Source organism: Streptomyces sp. NBC_00341, assembly GCF_041435055.1.
In the GTDB taxonomy this organism is placed as follows: Bacteria; Actinomycetota; Actinomycetes; order Streptomycetales; family Streptomycetaceae; genus Streptomyces.
The window spans coordinates 3,343,983-3,364,631 of record NZ_CP108002.1 but is presented as its reverse complement, the minus strand read 5'-3'; the positions used below and the strand labels follow the sequence as shown (position 1 = coordinate 3,364,631).

Sequence of the window (20,649 nt, the reverse complement as noted above, 5' to 3'; positions counted from 1 at the left end):
AACACATGGGCATGGAAGTCGTGGTCGGAATGCTGATCGCGTGGGCAGCGGGAAAGGCGCGAAGAGCGGGGAGGGAGCTCAACGGGGTCACGGACCGCGCGCTGGAGCTGACCACGCAGCGGCTGTGGGATGTCGTGGAAGCCAAGTTGGGCACGGACCCGGCAATCCAGCGGCTGGTGTCCGAGTCGCAGCAGAACGGTGACCCCACCCCTTCGGCGCGTACGCGTGCCGAGACCGCTCTCCAGGACGCGGCAGACCATGACCCCCGGTTCGCGGCGGCCCTGGAGGCCATTGTCTCGTCGCAGGCGGGCGGCGACGGCACCACCGCGGCAACCAATGGACCGTCAAGTAGCGTTCAGGCTGGTGGAGCCGCCATTACGGGCCCCACCTTTGGCAACATCAAAGCCAATACCAAGATCATCAACAAGGTCGTGCAGAACCCGCTGATCTCAGTCATCACGATCGTCGTGGTGCTCGGCGCAGCCTTTTTCGGCATCCGGGCGCTCACCGCTTCGTCCGGCGGCGAAGAAAAGTCCGGCTCGGCGGCCATGGTCGGCAACTGGAAGACCTCCGGCTCCTCCAGCCCCAAGGTCTTCGGCGAGGACGGTAGATGTTCGGGCTTCTACTACGACAACGGTGCCCCGCTGGACATCGGCGGCCCGATGACCTGCACCATGTCCAGTACCCCGGACGCCGATGACCGCTACACACTCGTAGTGACCCAGAGTCCGAACGAAGCCACGTACAAGGTCGCTTTCGACACCGCCGACCATGCACAGGTCTACTCGTCCACGGGCCAGAAGATCTACGAGATCGACCGCTTCTGACGGTACGGAAGTGCCTCCTCGCAGGCCCACCAGGACGGCAGCGAGATGCCGGCCGCGATAACCGGCATGCGCTCCTCGTCTGTGCCCGGAGGCAAGGGGCGTCCCGTTCCTGCTAGGCGGCCTCCGGGAGATCGGTCCGGCAGTCGCGGCAGTGCCCCGGTTCCGTGGCCCGGAAGGCGCGCTCGCAGGTCTCGCAGTTCTGGAGCGGGATGACGACGACCTTGCGGCGGGGCGCGGTGAGGTCCGCGGTGCCGGGGAGCGGTGCCGGGAGGCGGGTGGTGATCCGGTGCCGGAGCAGCTTCGCCGGGTGTTTCAGGGGGACGGGGAGGTCGGCGGTGAGGGCGTGCCGGATGGTGTCGGGGTGGGCGTCGCGTTCGAGCCAGGTGGCGACCCCCGGGGTGAGTGCGCGGATGTCACCCTCGGAGAGCGTGAGCTCGGGTGCGCGGCGGCGCAGGTCGGCCAGCAGGGTGGCAGCCGTCCGGTGCAGACCCTCGGTGGGCGCGTGGGGATGGGGGAGGGGCGAGGACGGCGCTGCGGTGGGAGCGGGTGCGGGTGCGGGTGCGGGGGCGGGAGCGGGAGCGGGCGGCTGTACGGGGTTCGGGGGTGCCGCTTGCGGTGGGGCAGCGGGTCGGGGCCGTGGTGCGGGGGTTTTCGAGACGTCGGTGCTGCCCGGCTGGTTGTACGAGACCGTCCGGGTCACCACTCGGCCCTCGGGAAGGCGTACGCGGCTGCGGTGCAGGTAGCCCTTCGCCTCCAACTCCCGTAAGGCGGCGGCGATACGGGCCTCGCTCTCCGGGAAGCGGTCGGTGAGCACCTTGATGCCGACCTTCGCCCCGGCGGGCAGCGACTGGATGTGCGCGGCCAGCCCGATCGCGACGAGGGAGAGCTCGTGGTGCTGGGCGAGGTGGTTGCCGATGACCGTGAAGCCGGAGACGTGGCGGGTGTTGACGTGAATGACACCGGATGTCGGTGTGACGCCGCGCGGCCCGTCGTTGGGGCCGGGGGGACCGCCGGGCTGGGCGTACGAGGGCGCGGTAATCTGCGGGGTATCCATCGGGAAGGTTGCTTCTTCCTCGTTGGTCAGGCCCTCGGTCGAGATTGTCGTCTCGCCGGGGGCCGTCTCATGTCTGTGGTTGTCGCGGCGAGCATATGCCAGCCAACCCGTCCCAAATCCAGCTAGGTTGCCATTTGTCACCCGCGCGAGTGACGGGACTTCGGGCGGGGGTGGGGTTGGGTTTGGTGGGTTTATTTCCCTTGGTTCTTTAAAAGCCTTTAGACGTCGTGGGTCGCCGCGTCGCGGCTCACCGGGTCGTGGCCGCGTAGGTCGTGGGCGGCCACGACCCGGTGGAATCGGGCACGGTACGAGGCCGGGTTCCGCCCGGACCGTTCTGCTCGGGACCGGCGTGTGAGCCGTCAATTCCTTTTTTTGTAACGAAGTTGACGCGCACTCACATGGGCCGAAGCTGATTGAGGGGATGAAGCTGGGGTAGGTGCGGCAGCTGAGCCGTTGAAGAACAAGTAGGAACAGGACCTTGTCTGTGTCAGATCCCATACCGGCGTTACCCGGCCACGACGTCCTTGACGCATACGTCGACAGGTACGGTCCCCGCCTTCTGCTGTGGGTCTGGGACAGGGCGGAGGGTGCGCTGCACCGGCACGTCTCCTGTGCGGGGTTCGGCGCTCTCCAGAGCATCCCCATGAGCGCGGTGAGGCTTCTCGTCGACCACCTGTGTGCCGAGGAGCTGATCGAGACGGTCGGCGGGCCGGGGGCGGTGACCGGGGCTCCCGTGGTCACTCTGCGGGCCGCCGGGGCGGAGCGAGCCCGTTGGCTCCAGGCCCTGCGGGCGAACGCCGCCGAGCGGACCCGCCACGCGGCGCGGGCCGTACTGCACTGGATCCACGCCAACACGCACCGGCAGCCGTTGCGGATCAGCGGCTTCCTCGATTCGCCGGACGTCTTCTTCCTCGGCGACGCCCTCTCCCGGAGCGAGGTCGCCCGAGCCCTCACCTACCTGGCCGACGAAGAGCTGATCACCTGCGAGGGGCCGCCGTTCCACCACGATGTCGGCTCACACGTGGCGCTCACCTCGCAGGGCGTCGCGGTCGTGCTCGCCGGCGTCACGGACATCGGGGCGTACGTGGCACAGCAGCGTGAGTACCGTCGGCCCGCCCAGCACACCCACATAGAGGCCGGGACGATCGAGAACCTCACCCAGGGCGACTCCGACCACAGCGTGCACACCTCCATCGAGATGCACACCGCGCTCCAGCCCGCCGGTCTGGCCAGCCTCATCACGGAGCTGGCGCCGGCACTCGATCTCGATCCGGAGGCACTCGCGGACCTGCTGAGGAGCGCGAACGCGCTGGCGGGCGGCGGTGTCCCCGACGACGAGCCGCCCCCGGACCGGCAGCGCGGCCTGATGGAACGGATTCGGGGCTGCCTGACTTCCGCTCCCGACACGGTCGGCCGGCAGCTCCTCATGGACGCGGTCGGCCAGGCACTGGGCAGGATGCTCGGCGGCTGACACGGGCGGGGGCAGCGGACACGCGGGCGGGGTCCGCACCGGACGGAGCAGGACGGAGCAGGACGGCGGAACGGGGGGATGGGCGATGCGGACGCCTTTGTACGCACGGGATCCGATCGTGCGGGGGCTGGTTCCCCGCCTGGTCGGCATGGCGCCGGACCGGCGGGAACTGGTGCCCCAGGAGCACCGGGGCGACCTTCCCCTGACGCTGCTCTCCGGCAGCCACGGAATGGGCAGGACCGCGGTCCTCGACGCCCTGGACGCGTCCTACCGAGGGCGGATTCCGCTCGGAAGGGTGGATGCCGCGCAGGTCGAACAGGCCCACCGGCCCGGCCCGGCGACGGCCAACACCTCCGCGGTGGTCGAGATCCTGGAGCAACTGGCCTGCGGACTCGCGCCGCCGGTACCGGGAGCCGTGCGGCTCCGCTTCTCGCGGCTGCTGCCGGGGCTGTTCGCCGTATCCAGCTGGCACCGGGGCGACGAGGAGCAGCAGGCGCTGGCCCGTGACCGGATCGCGCGGCTGCTCGTCGCCTGCGGCCTGGCGAAGGGGGCGGAGGGAGCCGAGGGGGACGGTACGGACTGGACGTACGACGTCAGTGAGCGCCTCGCGGACCCGGACCGGCGCCAGCACGATCTGGCGCCCGTCACCGAGGCGGTCGTCCAGCAGTACTTCGGGCGGCACGCGCGGGCCCGCGCCGGAAAGTCGGTGCAACAGTGGTACCGGAGCCGGTCCAACGGCTCGGAGGACGGGGAGGCCGCCCTGATCCGGCTGAGCCTGCGCTTCCACCAGGGCGGCGACTTCCAGGACGCCGTCGAGCGCACGCTGATCGCGGCCTTCCTCGAAGACCTCGCCGACGCCTACGGGCGGTGGCAGCGGGTCAACCGGGCGCCCCGGCCGCTGGTCCTGTTGGACAACGCGCACACCGAGGCCGGGCGGCGCTTCCTCGGTCTGGTGCTCGACCACCGGGCCGCGCCCGGATCCGAGGTCCCGGACCCCCTGGTCGTGGTGGCGACCCGGCTGGGCGACGACGCGGCCCGCTACCCGGACGCGACGGCCCGGGTACTGCCCGAGCTCACCCACGAGTCCGGCTGGGAGCGCGCCGTGGCCTCTTCGCCCTCGGCCGGACTGCTCACGGTCGCGCTGTCCCCGCTGGGCCGCGCGGACCTGCTGCTGATGCTCGACGCGGCCCAGGTGCCGCTGCCCCGCCATCTGCCGTCCGCCCTGTACTCCCTCACCCGTGGGCACCCCCAGGGCAGCCGGGTGCTGTGCGAGGCGGTCGTCCGCGCCGGGCAGGCCGTCGACCCCGAGACCCTGCTCGACCTGCCCGTCGGGGAGGGCAGGCCCGCGGGTGAGGTGCTCCTGGAGCGGCTCGTCCCCCAGCCCCAGCTGCGCGCCCATCTGGCGCCGCTCGCCCTGGCGCGTGACCGGGCCGCCGCACAGGTCCTGAGCACGGCGGCGGTGCTCGCCGACGGCGGACTCCCCGGCGCGGGGCTCCCCACCGCGGCCCGGTACCTGGAGGAGGAGCACTGGACCGACGGTCCGCGGGACGGGGAGGAGGCAGCGGGCGGGGACGGGCCCGGTGCGCAGGCGGGATTCGTGGCCGACCCCTTCCTGCGGGCCCTCCTGGTCCACGAGGCCCGCCGGGCGTGCGCGGAGGCCGGGCCGGGACGGCGCTGGGCGGACCTGCACGGCCTGTTGCGGCAGCACCACGAGGAGCGCGGAGCCGGCCACGAGGAGGACGTCCTGCGGCACGTGCTCGCCGTCGGGGACGCGGAACCGGTGGTGAGCAGGCTGACGGAGTACTTCGGGAGCTGGCCGGCCGGCCGCTGGCTCGACGCCCTGCCCCGTATCGCCTCGGCCCCGCACCCGCCCCGGGCCCTGTGGACCGACCACCGTGCCGAGATCGCCCGGGGCGCCCACGACCACCTGTACGCGGAGGCCGACGACATCCACCGGTCCGTCAACCGGCTGCTGCACGCCCTCTGGTACCTGTCCGAGACGTACGCGGAACCGATGGACGACCTGTGCCAGGACATCGGCTCCGAGCTGGCTTTCCTGTCGATGCGTCATCCGTCGGGCCGGGCGCTGCTCAACGAGGCGGCCCGCTCCTGGCCGGCCGCCGTACGCGAGCGGCGGCCCTGCCCGACGCACGGACCCGACTACGGACGCGGCCCTCTCCGCGGCGAGGAGTGAGAACGGTGCTGGAGCGTTTCAGAATCCGGGCCATGGGCCCGGGAGACAGGGCCATCGCCCTGGTCGTGGTCGTCGTGCTGCTTGCGGCAGCCGCCTTCGTGGTCGTACGGGCGCTGCCGGAGAAATGCGGTGACGGCTTCGAGGAAGCGGCGAAGGAATGTGTCGGCGTCACCGCGGGGGCCTTGGACGGCGACCCCGAACTGGACGGCCTGATACGCGATGTGGCGGACGAGAACGCCCGCGTCGAGAAGGGCTGGAAGGACCCGGAGAACGGCGAGGCGCACATCCCCTACGTGCGCGTCGCCCTGATGATGCCGTTCACCACGGACGCCACCAGCTCCATGAGTGCGGCGCAGATCGCCCGTGCGCTGGCCGGTGCCCATGTGGCACAGCTCCGGGCCAACGCGCAGGCCGGGCCCCGGTACCAGCTGCTGCTGGCCAACGACGGGAAGGACCTCGACCACTGGGGGCCCGTCGTCGAGCGGCTCGCGCCGATGGCCGCCGACAAGGAGTCACCGCTGGTCGGCGTCTTCGGTATGCCCAACAGCACCCCGGACACCCTCGCGGCGGCCAAGGCCCTTTCCGCGCACCGGATTCCGACGATCGGCCCGATACTCACGTCGACCACGATGCAGGCCGGGTACTTCTTCAAGACCTCACCCTCCAACGACCTCCTGGTGCGGGCGCTGGGGTCGTACCTGGAGAAGAACCCGGGGGGCGCCACCGGCTTCCTGGTCTCCGACCGGCGGGAGCAGGACAGCTACTCCACCGACCTGCGGGACGTCTTCCTCAAGCACTTCGGCAAGAAGTACGGGCTGAAGCAGCGCCAGGCGTCCTACCTGGGGCTCATCGGTGACGACAAGGGCGTCCCCCAGCGCTTCGCCGACGTGGCCCGGAGCATCTGCCTGACCAAGGCGGACACGGTCTTCTTCGCGGGCCGCGATCACGACCTGCCGCATCTGGTGAACCAGCTGGCGAGCGAGCCCTCCTGCAGCCACACCATGCCCACCCGCATCCTCAAGGTGGGGATCGGCATGGACCCCGAGTCGACCGGGACGGAGATCACCGCGCACCTGCGTGCCGCCCGGATCACCCTCGTCGGCGCGGCCTCGGTCGACACCCTGTCCTGGAAGGACCCCGCGCAGCTCCCGGCCGGGCCCCAGGGCTTCCTGGAGCAGTTCGAGAAGCTCCGCAAGACCATGCCGACTTCGCACCCGGCATGGGGTGCGAAGCCCCTGGACGACGGCTATGCGGTGATGTACCACGACGCCTTCACCGTGCTCGCCCAGGCCACCGACCGGGCGTACGACGACATCAACGGCAAAGAGGGAGAGGGGAAGGGCGGAGACCGCAAGAAGAAGCCGGGGGCCGTCGAGCTGCCCAGCCACGACGACGTGTACAACACCGTCGTCAACATGAACATCCTGGGGACCGACAAGGGCGCGAGCTGCGTGAACTGTATGCGCGGAGCCAGCGGCACCTTCGGTTTCGACGATTCCCCCGACACCCGGAAGTGGGCCGTCTGCAAGCCCGTGCCCGTCATCGAGTACCCCCCGGCCGCAGCCCCCGCCGGCAAGGACGGCAAGGACAAGAAGCCCGACCGGGTCTACCGCACCTACGAGGACAACTTCGACGGCTCCTGCCCCTGAGGCGCCGCGGGGCGCGGGCGGACCTCGCGTCGTACGTTCCCGCTGAGGCATGATCGACGGCATGGGACACCCACACCTGCCGACCACAGAGGCCGCCGTCGCCGCCGTCCGCGAGGTCGCGCGCGCGTACGAGCTGGAGATGACGGTCACCGACGACATCGGTGCGGACCAGACCTCCCGGCGTGCCTCCGCGGGCGCCTTCGCCGTGCTCGACGCGGGCGGGGCGCTGCCGCACGAGGCGTTCGTCGAACTGGGCGGTACGCCCGTGGTCACCGTTCAGGTGTTTCCCGAGGACGACGCGAAGATCACCGTCGAGGGGGTGGAGTTCAACGACATCCCCCGCGACTCCGTACCCGCGTTCCTGCGCTCCGTGTACGGCGGGACGGCCCACGTGAAGGCCAAGCGCTTCCCGGCCGGCCGCTGGCTCGTCGTGGCGCTGCCCGGGGACGAGACGTACAAGGAGCTCATCGCCCGCACCATGCTCAGCCCCTGGCTCGTCCGCAGCACGCGCGGCTGAGGCGGGGCCTCCCGGCGGTCTCCTAGACTCGGCCGGATGACCCCCGACACGGCCTCAGAACGCCCCGTACTCGCCCCCGCCGACCCTGCCTGGGAGCACCGGGGCCGCGCCCTGTCCGACGAACTGCGCTCCGTCATGGGCCCGTTGGCCCTGCGTATCGAGCACATCGGCTCCACCGCCATCCCCGGCATGGCCGCCAAACCCGTCTTCGACCTCCAGGCGAGCGTCGAGGATCTCGCGGCGGCGGCCCTCGCCTTCGAGCGGCCGCTGACCGGGCTCGGTTTCGGGCGTTCGCCGTACGAGCGCGACCACGTGCCCGCCGGTTCCTTCGACGACCCGGCGCGCTGGGGCAAGCGGCTGTGGGTACGCCGGGGCGGCTCGGGCGCTGGGGGCGAGGACGTCAACCTCCATGTGAGGGTGGCCGGTTCGCCCAACGAGCGGCTGGCGCTGCTCTTCCGCGACTGGTTCCGGGCCCACCCGGAGGCGGTGCCCGCCTACGCGGCCTTCAAGCGGACCCTGGCCGGTGCGGTCGCGGACACGGGGACGTACGCGGACGTCAAGGACCCGGTGGTGGACCTGGTGGTCACCGTGGCGGAGCCCTGGGCGGCGGCGACCGGCTGGCGGCCGTAGGGCCTGTCAGCCGCGCGTCGCCCCTGCCCCGGGGCGCGACTTCCCGGCAGCGCCCCTGGGCAGCAGCCGTTCGCCCAGCAGGACCGCGCAGGACGCGACCGTCAGCAGGCCGCCCATGAGGAAGGTGCCCCGTACGTCGGCGTGCGTCAGGACCAGTCCGCCGAGCGCGGCGCCCGACGCGATACCGGCGTTGTAGCCACCGGAGTTGGCCGCCAGAGCCATGTCCGTACGGCCGGGGGCGCAGTGCAGCATCTCGTTCTGGGTGGCCATGAACACCGGCCCGAGCGCGGCGCCCGTCAGGGCCAGGAACACCACCGCCGCCACCGGGCTGCCGCCGGTCGCGTACAGGCCGAGCATGCCCACCGCCTGCGTGGCGACGGCACCGGCCAGCACGGACTGCGGGAAGCGGTCCAGCAGCACTCCGGTGACGCTCACCCCGGCCAGGCACGCGACGCCGAACGCCACGAGCAGGACGTTGACCGCGCTCCCGGAGAACCCGCCCACGTCGCCCAGGAACTTCACGACGTACGTGTACCCCGCGAACGCCCCGGTGGCGGAGAGGACCCCGGCCGCCAGCACCGTGCCGAACCGGCGCGCGTCGGGCGCGCTCCCGTACGCCGCGTGCCCCTCCTCCGGGCGGGAGGTCGGCAGCAGCACGGCGATCGTCACCAGGGAGACGGACCCCAGGGCCGCCGGCACCGCGACCGGCACCTGCCAGCCGCTCTGCCGGCCCAGCCACGTACCGGCGGGCACCCCGAGCACCAGGGCGAGCGAACCGGCCACGGACAGTGCCCCGACCACCCGCCCCCGGACCCCGGGCCGGAACAGGCCCACCGCGACCGGCCCCATCACCGCCCAGAACAGCGCCTGGGCGAGTGCCGTGAACAGCCGGGCCGCGAGCAGAGTCCCGTACGAACCGGCCATGGCCGCTACCAGGCTGGACGCCACGAGCGCGGCCAGCAGCCCCGTGAGCACATGGCGCCTGGGCAGCGTCCGGGTGAAGTGGGCCAGCGGCAAGGACGCGACGGCGACCGTCACGCCGTAACCGGTGACCAGGTAGCCGACCGACGGCAGGGACACGTGCAGGCCCTCGGCGATGAGCTCCAGGAGGCCGACCGGCAGGTTCTCCGCCGTGTTGAACGTGAACGCGGCCAGCATCAGTGCGGCGAGCACCGCCGGCCCTCGCTGCCTTCCGGCGAGCTCGACGATCACTCGAACAGTGTGCCAGACAAGGCGAACGCCGCCCGGTCCGAACGTAAGACCCGGGGCGGGTGCGGTTCCGCCGCCCCGGGGCCGGTGGCGTACCTTCCCTACCCATGACGGACATCGACGAGCTGCCCGAGCTGCCGGAGCTGATCGGCCTGTTCGAGGCGCTGGGTGCCGACGACGCGGCGGGCTGGGCGGAGTCGGAGGCCGAGGAGAACCTTCCTCAGCTGGCCCGGTTCCGGTTCCTGCGCATGGTCTGGCAGGACATCGACGCCTGGAGTGCGGCGGCGCCCGGCTGGGTCGGGGCCTACCGGGAGGACGGGCCCGCGGCCGCGGCCGTCGGCCGGGCCCTGCGGCTCGGGCTGACCCAGGACGAACTGGGCGAGATAGCCCGGGAGATCGCGAAGGACACCGCGTTCGGTCTGCTCCAGGGACTGGCCGGACCGGCGGACGGCGATCTGCCGCCCGGGACAGAGGCCCGGCTGCCCGGCTGGTGCCTGGCCGAACTGTCGCCGGAGGGGCGGCGCACGGGGCGGGTTCTGGACGCGCTCCACGAGGATCTGGACGAAGTGGAGCCGCAAGGCCCGACCGGAGGTATCGCATGACCGCGTTCGACGTGAGTGAGCGCCGGATCTGGGACGGGCGGGCCGAGAGCTACGCCCGGACCTTCGCCCGGCTCTGCGCCCGTACGGTGCCCGCCCTGCTGGACGCCGCCGCCGTGGGATCCGGGACCCGGCTGCTCGATGTGGGGTGCGGCAGCGGCACCGTGACGGTCGCCGCCGTCGGCCGGGGCGCGGTCGTACGGGCCGTGGACGCCGAACCCGGCATGGTCGCGATCACCCGGAAGGCGGCGCCCGGGGTGGAGGTGCGCAACGGGTCGCTGCCCCAGCTCCCTTACCCCGACGGCGAGTTCGACGCGGTCGTGGCGAACTTCGTGCTCAACCACGTGGGCCGGCCGCTGGACGCGCTCGTCGAGCTCCGCCGGATCACCCGCTCCGGGGGCAGGGTCGCCGCCACCATCTGGCAGGTGCCGGGGGGCTCCGGCCAGCGGCTGGTCGGACGGGCCGCGGAGGCGGCCGGACTGGTGCGGCCCGACTGGCTGGCCACGGTCGACGAGGAGCACAACTTCCCGCGCACCGCCCCGGGCCTCGCGGCCCTGCTCACGGCGGCCGGGCTCGGGGACGTACGGAGCGAGCCGCTGTCCTGGGACCACCGCACGGACGCGGAGGACTGGTGGGCCGGCCCCGCCGCCGGAGTCGCCGCGGTCGGGCAGCTGGTCAACAGCCGGGGCCCGGAGGGGGCGGCGGCTGCGAAGCGCGAGTACGACGTGCTGTGCAAGGAATTCGCCTCGGAGGACGGCGAGTTGGCCCTGCCGCATATCGCCCTGCTGGCCCAGGGGAAGGTGTAGCGCCGAGCCGCGTCAGCCCGTCCGGCGTTTGAGGACGGAACCGGTGGCGTGGTGGCCGGTGCGGAAGGGGGCGGGTTGCGCCCGGTGGCCGCTTGTCCTCGATCGCCGGACGGGCTGAGTACGGCCGGTTCAGTCGAGGCAGAACTCGTTGCCCTCGACGTCCTGCATCGGCTGGCACGACTCGTTCTCGCCGTCGGCCCGCAGGAGTTGCCCGCGGACCGCGCCGAGCGCGACCAGGCGTACGCACTCGGACTCAAGTGCGGCGAGGCGCTCTTCCCCCACCAGCCCGGTGCCGACCCGTACATCGAGATGCACCCGGTTCTTGACGGCCTTGCCCTCGGGGACGCGCTGGAAGAAGAGTCGCGGGCCCACCCCAGAGGGGTCGGAACACGCGAACCACGCGCCCCTGCTCTCGGCCGGCTGCGTGCTGTTGAACTCGTCCCACGTGGCGAACCCCTCCGGCGGCGAAGGGGCGACGTACCCCAGCACCTCGCACCAGAAACGGGCGACGCGCTCGGGGTCCGCGCAGTCGAAGGTGACCTGGAACTGCTTTATCGCTGGCATCGGTTCACCCTAGAGGCTGTCCGGCGGAACGCCGAACGGTCCCGCCGGGCAGGGCGGGACCGTCGGGTGTGGCCGTCGGGGTGTGACCGTCTCAGTTGTCCGAGACCGTGACCTTCTCGTCGTTGTTGAGCTGCTCGACCAGCTGCTTGACCTTGGCCTTGTCCCAGACCAGGTTGCCGCCCGTGGAGCCGGAGATCGGCATGTTCATCGACTTGCCGTCGCCGCCCGTGACGCCCTTCATGGCGAAGAACATCTGGCCCAGGTCCCAGAGGGACATGTCCTTGTCGACGACCAGGGTGTCCAGGCCGGCGCCCATCGTCGGGTACAGCTTGAACGGGTTGAGGATCGTGGACGGCGTCGCCGTCTGGTTCGCCAGCGCCGCGAGGAACTTCTGCTGGTTCTTCGTACGGTCCAGGTCGCTGGCCGCGAAGGCGTACCGGGTGCGGACGAAGGCGAGGGACTGCTCGCCGTTCAGCGTCTGCTTGCCCGCCTTGAAGTCGGCGCCGGAGTTCTTGTCCTTGAAGGCCTTGGGGATGTCGAGCTCGACCCCGCCGATCGCGTCCACGATCTGGGCGAAGCCGCCGAAGCCGATCTCGACGTAGTGGTCGATGTGCAGACCGGTGTTGAACTCGACGGTACGGACGAGCAGTTCGGGCCCGTCCTCGGCGTACGCGGCGTTCAGCTTGGTCGTGCGGCCCTTGCCCTCGTACTTCTTGCCGGACTCGGAACCGACGAACGACGGGATCTCGACGTTCGAGTCACGCGGCAGCGAGACCAGCGTCGGGCCGTCGCCGCCGTCGTGCAGGATCATCATCGAGTCGGTCCGCTTGCCCTCGGCGGAGCCGGTGTGGAGCTTCTTCTTGTCCTCGGCCGTCATGCCCTCGCGGCTGTCGGAGCCGACGATCAGGTAGTTCGTGCCGTCGCCCGCCTTCGGCCGCTCGATGACCTTGGAGAGGTCGACGTCGCGCTTCAGCTTGGAGTCGGCCCAGAAGTACGTGCCGATGGACACACCGAGCACCACGACCACCAGGACCAGCGCGCCGATCTTGATCCGGCGCCGCCAGTCCGGCGCGGCCGCCGGCCGGCCCTGGACGTATCCGCCGTCGCCCGGTCCGCCGCCCTGGCCGCCGTGCCCGCCGCCCTGGCCGCCACCGCCGTAGACCTGGCCCGTGTTGTAGCCGCTGTCGTACTGCGGCCCTTCGTCGTAGCCGCCGGGCTGCTGCGGTACCTGCCGCTGTCTCGGCGGCGCGGGGCGCCGCTGCGAGGGAGCGGGCTGCTGGGGCGGGACGGGGCGCTGGACGTGCGGCATCGCGCGGGCGCTCTCGGGCCGGTCGCTCGCGCTTCCCTGCCCGTAGCGGTTGCCGCCGCGGTTGTCGTCGTTCCAGCCCTCGGGCCAATCGTTCATGCCGTCCAGTGTGCAGGCCGGGCCCACTGCTATTACAGGGTGTAAGGGAAATCGGACCAGGGCTGTTGCGAAGCTGATGCATTGCGACGGGCCCGAAGCCCCCGCATAAGGTGGAGGGCATGACAGATCAGGCCCCGCGCCCGGAGGGCGACATTCCGGGCAAGCCGACCGCGGCCTCCCGGACCACCCTCAGCCACATCATGACCGGCAGCGACACGAACCTGCTGGGGACGGTGCACGGCGGCGTGATCATGAAGCTGGTCGACGACGCGGCGGGCGCCGTGGCGGGCCGGCACTCCGGCGGCCCCGCCGTGACGGCCTCGATGGACGAGATGGTCTTCCTGGAGCCGGTCCGCGTGGGTGACCTTGTTCACGTCCGCGCCCAGGTGAACTGGACCGGCCGCTCCTCGATGGAGGTCGGCGTCCGCGTCATGGCCGAGCGGTGGAACGAGTCGACCCCGGCGCAGCAGGTCGGCAGCGCCTACCTGGTGTTCGCGGCGGTCGACGCGGACGGCCGCCCCCGCGCCGTACCGCAGGTCATCCCGGAGACCGAGCGCGACAACCGGCGCTACCAGGAGGCGCAGATCCGCCGTACGCACCGGCTGGCCCGGCGCCGCGCGATCAGGGAACTGCGCGAGAAGCGCGCCGCCGACGGCATCGAGGACTGAGGACCGGGGCTCGCAAGCTTGTTACGTACGGGCCCTCACGGGCACGTCACCTCGTCGCCCGTGACGGCCCCGAACCTGCTCGGATCGGGCTCCTCGGCCCGGACCCGCTCCACCTTGGCGTAGTCCGTGCCCGCGGTCACCTTCATCGTGGGGCCCTGGCCCGTCACCGGCTTCAGCTCCGCCCCCGGCAGCGCCGCCGCCAGGGACTTCGCGGACCGGTCCCAGCGCGGGTCGTAGGTGACCAGGGTGTGCTTGAGATCGCGCTGCTCCCCGTTGAGCGGGGCCCGGGTGGTGTCGAAGCCGGTGCCGTGCAGCGCGGCGTCGACCGTGGAGCCGAGGCCGTCCTTCGGGGTCCCGTTGTAGACCTGCACCCGGATCTGCTGCGGCGGCACGTCCACCTTCTTCGCCGGTGCCTGCTCGGGCCGCTTCACGGTGAGCGGCTTGTCCTCGCGCAGTGCCTGGAAGAGCTGCTTCGACTTCTTCGGGTCCCATTTCACCGTCGAGCCGATGCCCTTGACCGGGAAGGCGACATTGCTCATCGGCACCGAGGTGAACTCCGACGAGGCGGCGGAGAAGCCCCGCATCGCCTGGCCGAGGTCCAGCATCTGCTGCGTACCGAATCCCCTGTCGGCCCGTACCGACTTCAGCATCGTCGAGGCGACCTCGCGGAACTTCACCGGGTTCAGCAGTACCCCGCTGCTGGTCGCCTGCTTGATCAGCGAGGCCATGAACTTCTGCTGGCGCTGCATCCGGCCCAGGTCGGCGGCGCCGTCGATGTGCCGGGAGCGTACGTACTGGAGCGCCTGGCCACCGTCCAGCTCATGGGTGCCCGCCGCGAGATCGAGACCCGTGTAGGAGTCCTTCATCGGCCGGGTGGTGCAGATCCGCACCCCGCCCAGGGTGTCGACCGTCGTCATGAAGCTGGTGAAGTCGACCTCCAGATAGTGGTCGACCTTGACGCCCGTCATGTGCTCGACGGTCCGCACGGTCAGACTGGGCCCGCCCTCTGCGTAGGCGGCGTTCAGTTTCACCGGATGGGCCGCGTGCTCCTCGCCGGTGGTCTGGTCCCGGTGCTCGGGGATCTCGGCGTAGCTGTCGCGCGGCAGGCTGACGATGCTGGCCCGCTTCTTGTCCGCCGACAGATGCACCAGCATGATCGTGTCGGTGCAGTGGCAGGGCGCACCGCCCAGCCGGTACTTCGCCTTCTCCTCCTTGGTGATCTTGTCGCGTCCGTCGGTGCCGACCAGCAGCAGGTTCATGCCGTGACCGCCCGAGGGCCGGTTCTTCATGTCCTTGAACGGGTCGATCCGGTCGATCCCGTTCTCCAGGTTGGTCACGACGGCATGGCCGATGCCGCCGGCCCCGAGGACCAGCACGGAGAGACCGGTCGCCATCCGCATGCCCCAGCGTGGTCTCTCGTCCTGCTTTCTGGGCCGTCGGCGCTGCGGGGGAGCGGCGCGGGGCCGGGGCGGACGGGGGGAGCGGTGCGGCGTGGGCACGGGGGGACACCTCCGCGGTGCAAGGGGGACCTGTCGCACGGTAGGCCCATACGATCTGCATCCCGGCCCGCAACCCGGCGGCGCGCTCCGGGTTCCCCCATTCGCGGTAACGAGACGGCCGAATACTGCCGAAGCTTCCGGCCATCCGGTCGTGGTGGGGGGGCGCCCGGTACTCCGGGCGCCCCCCCATTCGTGTCCCGCGCGTCCGTCACATCTGGCGGTACGGCCAGTACACGTCCATGCACTCGTTCGACTTGGCGCCGTTGACCGACTCGGTGTCCGCCAGCGGATCGCTGTCGTCCGCCGCGGCCTTCGGGAACGTGGAACCCGTCCGCCAGTCCGAGCCGACCGTGAGCGTCAGGCCGGCCCCGTCCGGGGTCTCCTTCACGGCGCTCGTCGGCATCGACAGCGCCTTGGCGACCGACAGCGCGTCCGACCTGCCCTGGGCACCGGAGCTCTTCGGGTAGGTCACCTCGGTCGTCCGCGCGGAGCCGGGATCGGTCGAGGTGTCCGCCTCGGTGAAGCCCTTGGCCTTCAGCAGTTCCTGGACTTGCCCGGCACGGCCCTGGGTGGGAGCCTGGCCGTCGCCTGAGGTGCCGTTGACGACCGTCACCCCGAGGGAGGCGGGAGCGCCGGCCTTCGGTCCGGCCGGCGTCTTCTTCTTCGCCTTGGCGCGGTCCTTGGGGTCGAGCGACTCGTCGTCCCGGATCAGCGCCCAGAGCTTGTCCGCGGAACCCGGCTTCGGCAGCACGTGGGCGTCGGGGTCCTCTGGGTCCTGGATCCGCGGCATCGTCAGCATGTTCATCTTGTCCAGCGGCACGTTCTTCAGCTGCATGCCGAGGTCGAACAGCTTCTTCACCGTGCCGATCTCGTCGGAGACCTGGAGCGAGTCGACGGCGGTCTCCGCGAGGTTCAACAGCTTGCCGGAGTCCGTGAACGCGTTCTGGCTCTTCAGCTCACGCAGGACCGAGTTCAGGTACATGTGCTGCGCCTGGGACCGGCCGATGTCGCTCGCGAAGGCGTGCCGGGTGCGCAGCCACTTCAGCGCGTCCTCGCCCTTGATCTTGTGCTTGCCCGCCGTCAGCCGCAGATGGGAGCCACCGGGCACACCGGGCTTGGGCACGTCGTTGACGTTCTGCTTGACGCACACCCAGGCGCCGCCCACGGCGTCCGCCATGTCCACCACACCCGCGAAGTCGACCATCATCCAGTGGTCGATGTAGACCCCGGTGAGCTTCTCCCAGGTGTCCAGGGTGCAGCCGGCGCCGCCGCGCAGCGTCTCGTTGATGATGCCGTTGGTGGCGGCGAACTTCTCGCCGGTGTCGGGGTTCTTGCACGCCGGGATGTCGACGCGGGTGTCGCGGGGGATGCTGACGACCGAGGCGTTCTTCCGGTCGGCCGAGACGTGGAGCAGCATCTGCACGTCGGCCAGCGGCGTCCCGCCCACGCTCTCCTTCGAGCCGCCGAGCTTGAGGTTCTCCTTGCTGTTGCGGCTGTCGGAGCCGATCATCAGGATGTTCAGCGGGGTCTGGCCCGCGGCGTTCGGCGCGGTCTTCTCCGCCGCGCTGTTGCCCGCGCTGCGCGCACTTTTGCGGATCTTGCCGTTGAGGTGCTCGTACCAGAGGTAACCGGCCGCGCCGGTGCCGAGTATGACGAAGGCGAGGGAGAACGCGATCCAGCGGAGTATGCGCCGCTTCTTCGTCCTGCCGGCGCGGTGGGGCCGGCCCCGGCTCCCGCCCCGGCCCGCGGCGCGGCGGCCGCCGCCCCCGCCCCCCTCGGAGCGACCGCTGCCTGCATCGTCCCCGCTGTCGTCGGAGGTCGGGGCGTCGCCCTTTCCGTCCTCGTAGAGACCGTCGTCCCAGCCGAGTTGACCGGCATGCCGGACCCGTGGTCGCGTTCCCTCCCCTGGCGTACTGCTCCGTCCCACCGGGACCCCCCTGCTGCTCAGTCTCGCGATATCGCGCAGTGACCCGGTGTCACTTGGCGCACTCTGCCTTGTCGGCACTGGCCTTCGGAATGTCGATCTTGGCCGGCCCGGTGATCGGGGTGCCCGCGCCCTTGAAGTCCCTGCCCAGCGTCAGGACCATCGCCTGGAGCCCTTCGGCATCGGTGGTGCCCTTCTTGAGCGCCGATGCGGGGAGCCCCATCATCGCGGCGAGCGCCCTTGCCTGGTCCGCCTGGTTCGGGGCGTACTCAAGCGTCGTCTTGGCTGCCTTCGCCGGGGCGTTGGCCTTGTTGGTGGACTTGAGGACGCCCTTCTCGTTCTGCAGCCAGGTCACGGTCTGCTGAGCGGCTCCGGCGATCTCGCCGCCGTTGTAGACGTCGACGCGCACGTCGCCCGCCGCCGCCTTGGTGCCCTTGAGGAGGGCGTCCTGCTTGCCCTTGGCCGCCTTCTTCTGCGCGGCCACCTCGGTCAGCGAGGTGTCCGCCTGCATCATCGAGAACAGCTGGGGCGCCTTCACGGGGTCCACGACGACCGTGATCGGCTTCGGCTCCGCCGGGTTGTCGATCACCGGAAGCGTCACGAACGAGATGTTCTTCGTGTCGATCTTGGTGAGTTCCTTGGCGAGCGTGGTCAGCTTCGGCACAGAGCCGATGGCCTTGTCGACGGTCAGCGCCTTCGTCGCCGAGTCCGCCAGCTTGAAGAGCTTCGTCGGACTGGTCAGGGTGTCGTCCGACTTCATCTGCCGGATCATCGAGCCGATGAACTGCTGCTGGACCTTGATCCGGTCCAGGTCGCTCCCGTTGGCGAAGGCGTGCCGGGTCCGTACGAACGCCAGCGCGTCCTCGCCCTGGATTTTGTGCGGGCCCGCCGACAGGTCGAGATGGGAGTCCGCGTCCTTGATCGGCCTCGCGAGGCAGACGTTGACGCCGCCGACCGCCGTGGACAGCTCCTTGACCGCGTTGAAGTCGACCATCATGAAGTGGTCGACCTTGAGGCCGGTGAGCTCCTTGACCGTCTCCATCGTGCAGCCCGGGTCGCGGCCGGACTGGCCGAGGCTGACGTTGAACCGGATGTTCTCCGTGCCCGGGATGACCTTGTCGGAGCCGTCCGGCTGCCTCGACTTGCACTCCGGGATGTTGGTGATGAGGTCGCGCGGGATGCTCAGTGCGGTGGCGTTGGTGCGGTCCTCGGAGACGTGGAACAGGATGTTGGTGTCGGCATGGCCGGTACTGCCCTTGTCGCCGTAGCCCTCGTTGCCCTTGCCGGTCCGCTTGTCCGTGCCGATGACCAATATGTTGAGGGGCGCGTCGGCGGTGACGACGTCCTTGTTGCCGGCGTCGCCGATGTCCACGGAGTTCAGGTTGCCGTTGAAGTGCTGGTACAGCGCGTAACCGCCGACCGAGACCCCGACGAGCAGGAAGGCCACCACGCCGCCCGTCCAGATCAGTGCCTTCTTGCGGCGGGCCTTGGGGGCCTTGCGCTTGCGGCGGCCGGCGCCGTTCTCGTTCGAGGACGAACCCGGACCCTCCTTGGCGCGGGCCTCCTGGCCGCGGGCAGAGCGGCGACCGCCCTGCCTGGGCACCTCGCGGCCGGGTCCTGCGCCACGTCCCCCGGCGTCGCGCGGGGACTCCCGTCGCCGGCCGGTGTTCTCACGGCCGGCGTCCGGGCGCCGGGCGCCGCGAGGCGCCGAAGGGGCCTGGCCGCCGCCCGAATCCCCTCCGGATTGGTTCAGTCGCAGTTCGTAATCGCCGGTGTCCGGGTTGAGGACCCATTGGTCTGCGGGATCGATGTCTTCCGCCCGCCCACGGCCTTGTGCATCCACGGTTGCTTGAGTCCTCCGTCGGTGCCACGCGAGGCGCCTCCCCCGAAAGGCGCTCAATCTTTCGCTCCGGAAGTGCTCGGCCCGAGGGCCCGGAGCGACCGGATCGCGTCACACTATCCGTCCGGTTCGGCGCCGAGCGATGGGCGTGACATATTCCACGGCCCTTACAACCGGGCATTCTTCCCATTGCACGCCGAACGTTGATGGCTGCTTGGCAATTGCTTTACTGCTTGCACAGGTCGGTCGCGGCGTTGTTACCCGAATAGGTGGGCGTGGGGCTGGGTCCCGGGGCGCCTGTCGCGCCCGATTCCCCGTCCGTGGGCTCGCCGGACCGGCCGTTGCTGTCTTCATCCTGTGAATGTTCCGAACTCTCCCCGTGATCGGTGTTCTTGCCGTCGTCACCGTTGAGCTGATCTGCGGGAACCACCGTGAGCGGCTTGTCGTCGCGCAGTTGTTTGAAGAGCCTGTCCGCATCGGGTTGTACCAGTTCGTCCCGATTTCGGTTGGCGGAGTACGGCTGCCGGGGAACGGTCAGGAACTGAACCTTGTCGGTCGGTACGTTGCGCATGCCGCGTACCAGGTCGTACAGGTCCTTCAGGGTGTCGAGGCCCGGGTCCGTGGTCAGCGCCTTCGTCGCCGCGTCCAGGACCGGATAGAGCCTGGTCGGGTTGAGGAGTACGCCGTTGCTCTGCACCTTGTTGACGAGCGCGCCCAGGAACTGCTGCTGGCGGTCCATCCGTTCGGTGTCGCTGCCGTTGCCGATCGACTTGCGGACCCGTACGTACCCGAGCGCCTGCTCGCCGTTGAGCTTCTGGCGGCCCGCCTTGAGCTTGAGGTGGGCGGCGCTGTCGTCGATCGGTTCCTTGAGGCAGATCTCCACGCCGTCCACCGCGTCGACCATGTCCTTGAAGCCGTTGAAGTCGACGACCATGTAGTGGTCGATGCGGACACCCGTCATCTTTTCGACGGTACGGATGGTGCAGGCGGTTCCACCGAACTCGAAAGCCCCGTTGAACTGGGCGAATTGCGGTCTGCTGGCAGTTTTGTCCGCCTTGTGGCAGGCCGGGATGTTCGCCATCAGGTCGCGCGGGATGGACATCGCGGTGGCGCTTTTCCGGTTCGCGGCCAGGTGCAGCAGGATCGTGGTGTCCGAGCGCTGGCTGCCGCCGTCGTCGCGGCCGTACTTGCGGTTGTCCCCGGCCCGACTGTCGGAGCCGATGAGCAGGATGTTCTCCGCGTTGTGGACGACGGAGGGCGGGCGCTCCTTCTCGTACGCCTTGAGCTCGGCGGCCGCGGAGGTGTCCGTCTTGATGTTGCCGTCGAGTTTCTTGTACAGCCACCAGCCGGCGCCCGCCGCGACGAGGACGACGAACGAGGCCCCGAGTGCGGTCCAGCGCAGCCAGTGCCGCTTGCGCTTGACGGTGATGTCGAGGGTCGGACCGGATCGAGGGCCCTCGGGCGACGGTCCGTCCGAGGGCCCGCTGTCCGATCCGCCGCCGGACCCGCTGTCCGATCCGCCGCCCGGCCCGTTGCCCGATCCGCTGCGGGTCTCGCCGCCCGGGGTGCTCGCGGGGATGTCCTCAGAGGCGTTCTCCGGCGCGGGCTTCTCGCCGGGCGCCGCGCCGGGCGACCCGTCCGGCGTCTGGTCCTCGCCCGCGGCCGAGTCGTCGGGGTCGGCCGGAGTGCCGGCACTTTCGGTCACGTCTGCGTCCATCCTTCACGTTCGGCGGCGCGATGGGCCGCCGGTTGCAGAAGTAGACGGCTGAACCTCACGCTTGGTTGTGCCTTGA

Annotated in this window: 17 protein-coding genes; 9 read left to right on the top strand and 8 right to left on the bottom strand. The window is 70.6% G+C overall.

Translation table 11 applies throughout. The features are described from left to right. The first annotated feature begins 5 nt into the window (after positions 1-5). Positions 6-827 (top strand): hypothetical protein, encoded by an 822-nt coding sequence (locus OG892_RS14995; protein ID WP_371629410.1) that lies wholly within the window; start codon positions 6-8, stop codon positions 825-827. 112 nt (positions 828-939) lie between these two features. On the opposite strand, the gene OG892_RS14990 is transcribed toward OG892_RS14995, so the two are convergent. Further along, on the bottom strand, positions 940-1,881 hold the full coding sequence (locus OG892_RS14990) for a helix-turn-helix domain-containing protein (RefSeq protein ID WP_328866833.1): 942 nt from the start codon (positions 1,879-1,881) through the stop codon (positions 940-942). Between the two features lie 643 nt (positions 1,882-2,524). On the opposite strand from OG892_RS14990, the gene OG892_RS14985 reads away from it, so the two are divergent. From OG892_RS14985 to OG892_RS14965, 5 genes are all read left to right on the top strand, one after another. Then, positions 2,525-3,352, top strand: coding sequence for a hypothetical protein (locus tag OG892_RS14985; RefSeq protein WP_143195117.1), 828 nt, complete (start codon positions 2,525-2,527; stop codon positions 3,350-3,352). 85 nt (positions 3,353-3,437) lie between these two features. After that, positions 3,438-5,546: an ATP-binding protein gene (locus tag OG892_RS14980; RefSeq protein ID WP_371629409.1), complete on the top strand. Its 2,109-nt coding sequence runs from the start codon at positions 3,438-3,440 to the stop codon at positions 5,544-5,546. Between the two features lie 32 nt (positions 5,547-5,578). Beyond that, on the top strand, positions 5,579-7,195 hold the full coding sequence (locus OG892_RS14975; RefSeq protein ID WP_371629408.1) for an ABC transporter substrate-binding protein: 1,617 nt from the start codon (positions 5,579-5,581) through the stop codon (positions 7,193-7,195). A gap of 61 nt (positions 7,196-7,256) precedes the next feature. Continuing rightward, a complete protein-coding gene (locus OG892_RS14970; protein ID WP_328866836.1) occupies positions 7,257-7,712 on the top strand; it encodes a hypothetical protein in 456 nt (151 codons plus the stop codon). A gap of 36 nt (positions 7,713-7,748) precedes the next feature. Continuing rightward, positions 7,749-8,342: a GrpB family protein gene (locus tag OG892_RS14965; RefSeq protein ID WP_371629407.1), complete on the top strand. Its 594-nt coding sequence runs from the start codon at positions 7,749-7,751 to the stop codon at positions 8,340-8,342. 6 nt (positions 8,343-8,348) lie between these two features. Here the strand turns inward: OG892_RS14965 and OG892_RS14960 are convergent, their stop codons facing one another. Beyond that, positions 8,349-9,500 (bottom strand): MFS transporter, encoded by a 1,152-nt coding sequence (locus tag OG892_RS14960; RefSeq protein ID WP_371631637.1) that lies wholly within the window; start codon positions 9,498-9,500, stop codon positions 8,349-8,351. 176 nt (positions 9,501-9,676) lie between these two features. Here OG892_RS14960 and OG892_RS14955 point away from each other — a divergent pair, with 176 nt between their 5' ends. Both OG892_RS14955 and OG892_RS14950 read left to right on the top strand, forming a co-directional pair. Continuing rightward, positions 9,677-10,153, top strand: a complete 477-nt coding sequence (locus OG892_RS14955) for a hypothetical protein (protein ID WP_371631636.1) — start codon at positions 9,677-9,679, stop codon at positions 10,151-10,153. Next, on the top strand, positions 10,150-10,956 hold the full coding sequence (locus tag OG892_RS14950) for a class I SAM-dependent methyltransferase (protein WP_371629406.1): 807 nt from the start codon (positions 10,150-10,152) through the stop codon (positions 10,954-10,956). Before OG892_RS14955 ends, OG892_RS14950 begins: the two co-directional genes overlap by 4 nt. A 129-nt stretch (positions 10,957-11,085) precedes the next feature. On the opposite strand, the gene OG892_RS14945 is transcribed toward OG892_RS14950, so the two are convergent. After that, complete coding sequence (locus tag OG892_RS14945) at positions 11,086-11,520, bottom strand: VOC family protein (RefSeq protein WP_371629405.1); 435 nt, start codon at positions 11,518-11,520, stop codon at positions 11,086-11,088. Positions 11,521-11,611: 91 nt separating this feature from the next. After that, positions 11,612-12,925: an LCP family protein gene (locus OG892_RS14940; protein ID WP_328866841.1), complete on the bottom strand. Its 1,314-nt coding sequence runs from the start codon at positions 12,923-12,925 to the stop codon at positions 11,612-11,614. Positions 12,926-13,044: 119 nt separating this feature from the next. Between OG892_RS14940 and OG892_RS14935 the strand changes: the two genes are divergently transcribed. Continuing rightward, the gene (locus OG892_RS14935; protein ID WP_073738542.1) at positions 13,045-13,593 is read left to right on the top strand and encodes an acyl-CoA thioesterase; all 549 of its coding nucleotides are present in this window, start codon (positions 13,045-13,047) and stop codon (positions 13,591-13,593) included. A gap of 35 nt (positions 13,594-13,628) precedes the next feature. Here the strand turns inward: OG892_RS14935 and OG892_RS14930 are convergent, their stop codons facing one another. From OG892_RS14930 to OG892_RS14915, 4 genes are all read right to left on the bottom strand, one after another. After that, a complete protein-coding gene (locus OG892_RS14930; RefSeq protein WP_073738543.1) occupies positions 13,629-14,993 on the bottom strand; it encodes an LCP family protein in 1,365 nt (454 codons plus the stop codon). A gap of 307 nt (positions 14,994-15,300) precedes the next feature. Then, the gene (locus OG892_RS14925) at positions 15,301-17,019 is read right to left on the bottom strand and encodes an LCP family protein (protein ID WP_371629404.1); all 1,719 of its coding nucleotides are present in this window, start codon (positions 17,017-17,019) and stop codon (positions 15,301-15,303) included. Positions 17,020-17,068: 49 nt separating this feature from the next. Next, positions 17,069-18,859 (bottom strand): LCP family protein, encoded by a 1,791-nt coding sequence (locus OG892_RS14920; RefSeq protein ID WP_328866843.1) that lies wholly within the window; start codon positions 18,857-18,859, stop codon positions 17,069-17,071. A 223-nt stretch (positions 18,860-19,082) separates the two neighbouring features. Beyond that, positions 19,083-20,573 carry an LCP family protein gene (locus tag OG892_RS14915; RefSeq protein ID WP_199884527.1) on the bottom strand — a complete coding sequence of 497 codons (1,491 nt, stop codon included), beginning with the start codon at positions 20,571-20,573 and terminating at the stop codon, positions 19,083-19,085. Positions 20,574-20,649: the final 76 nt, after the last annotated feature.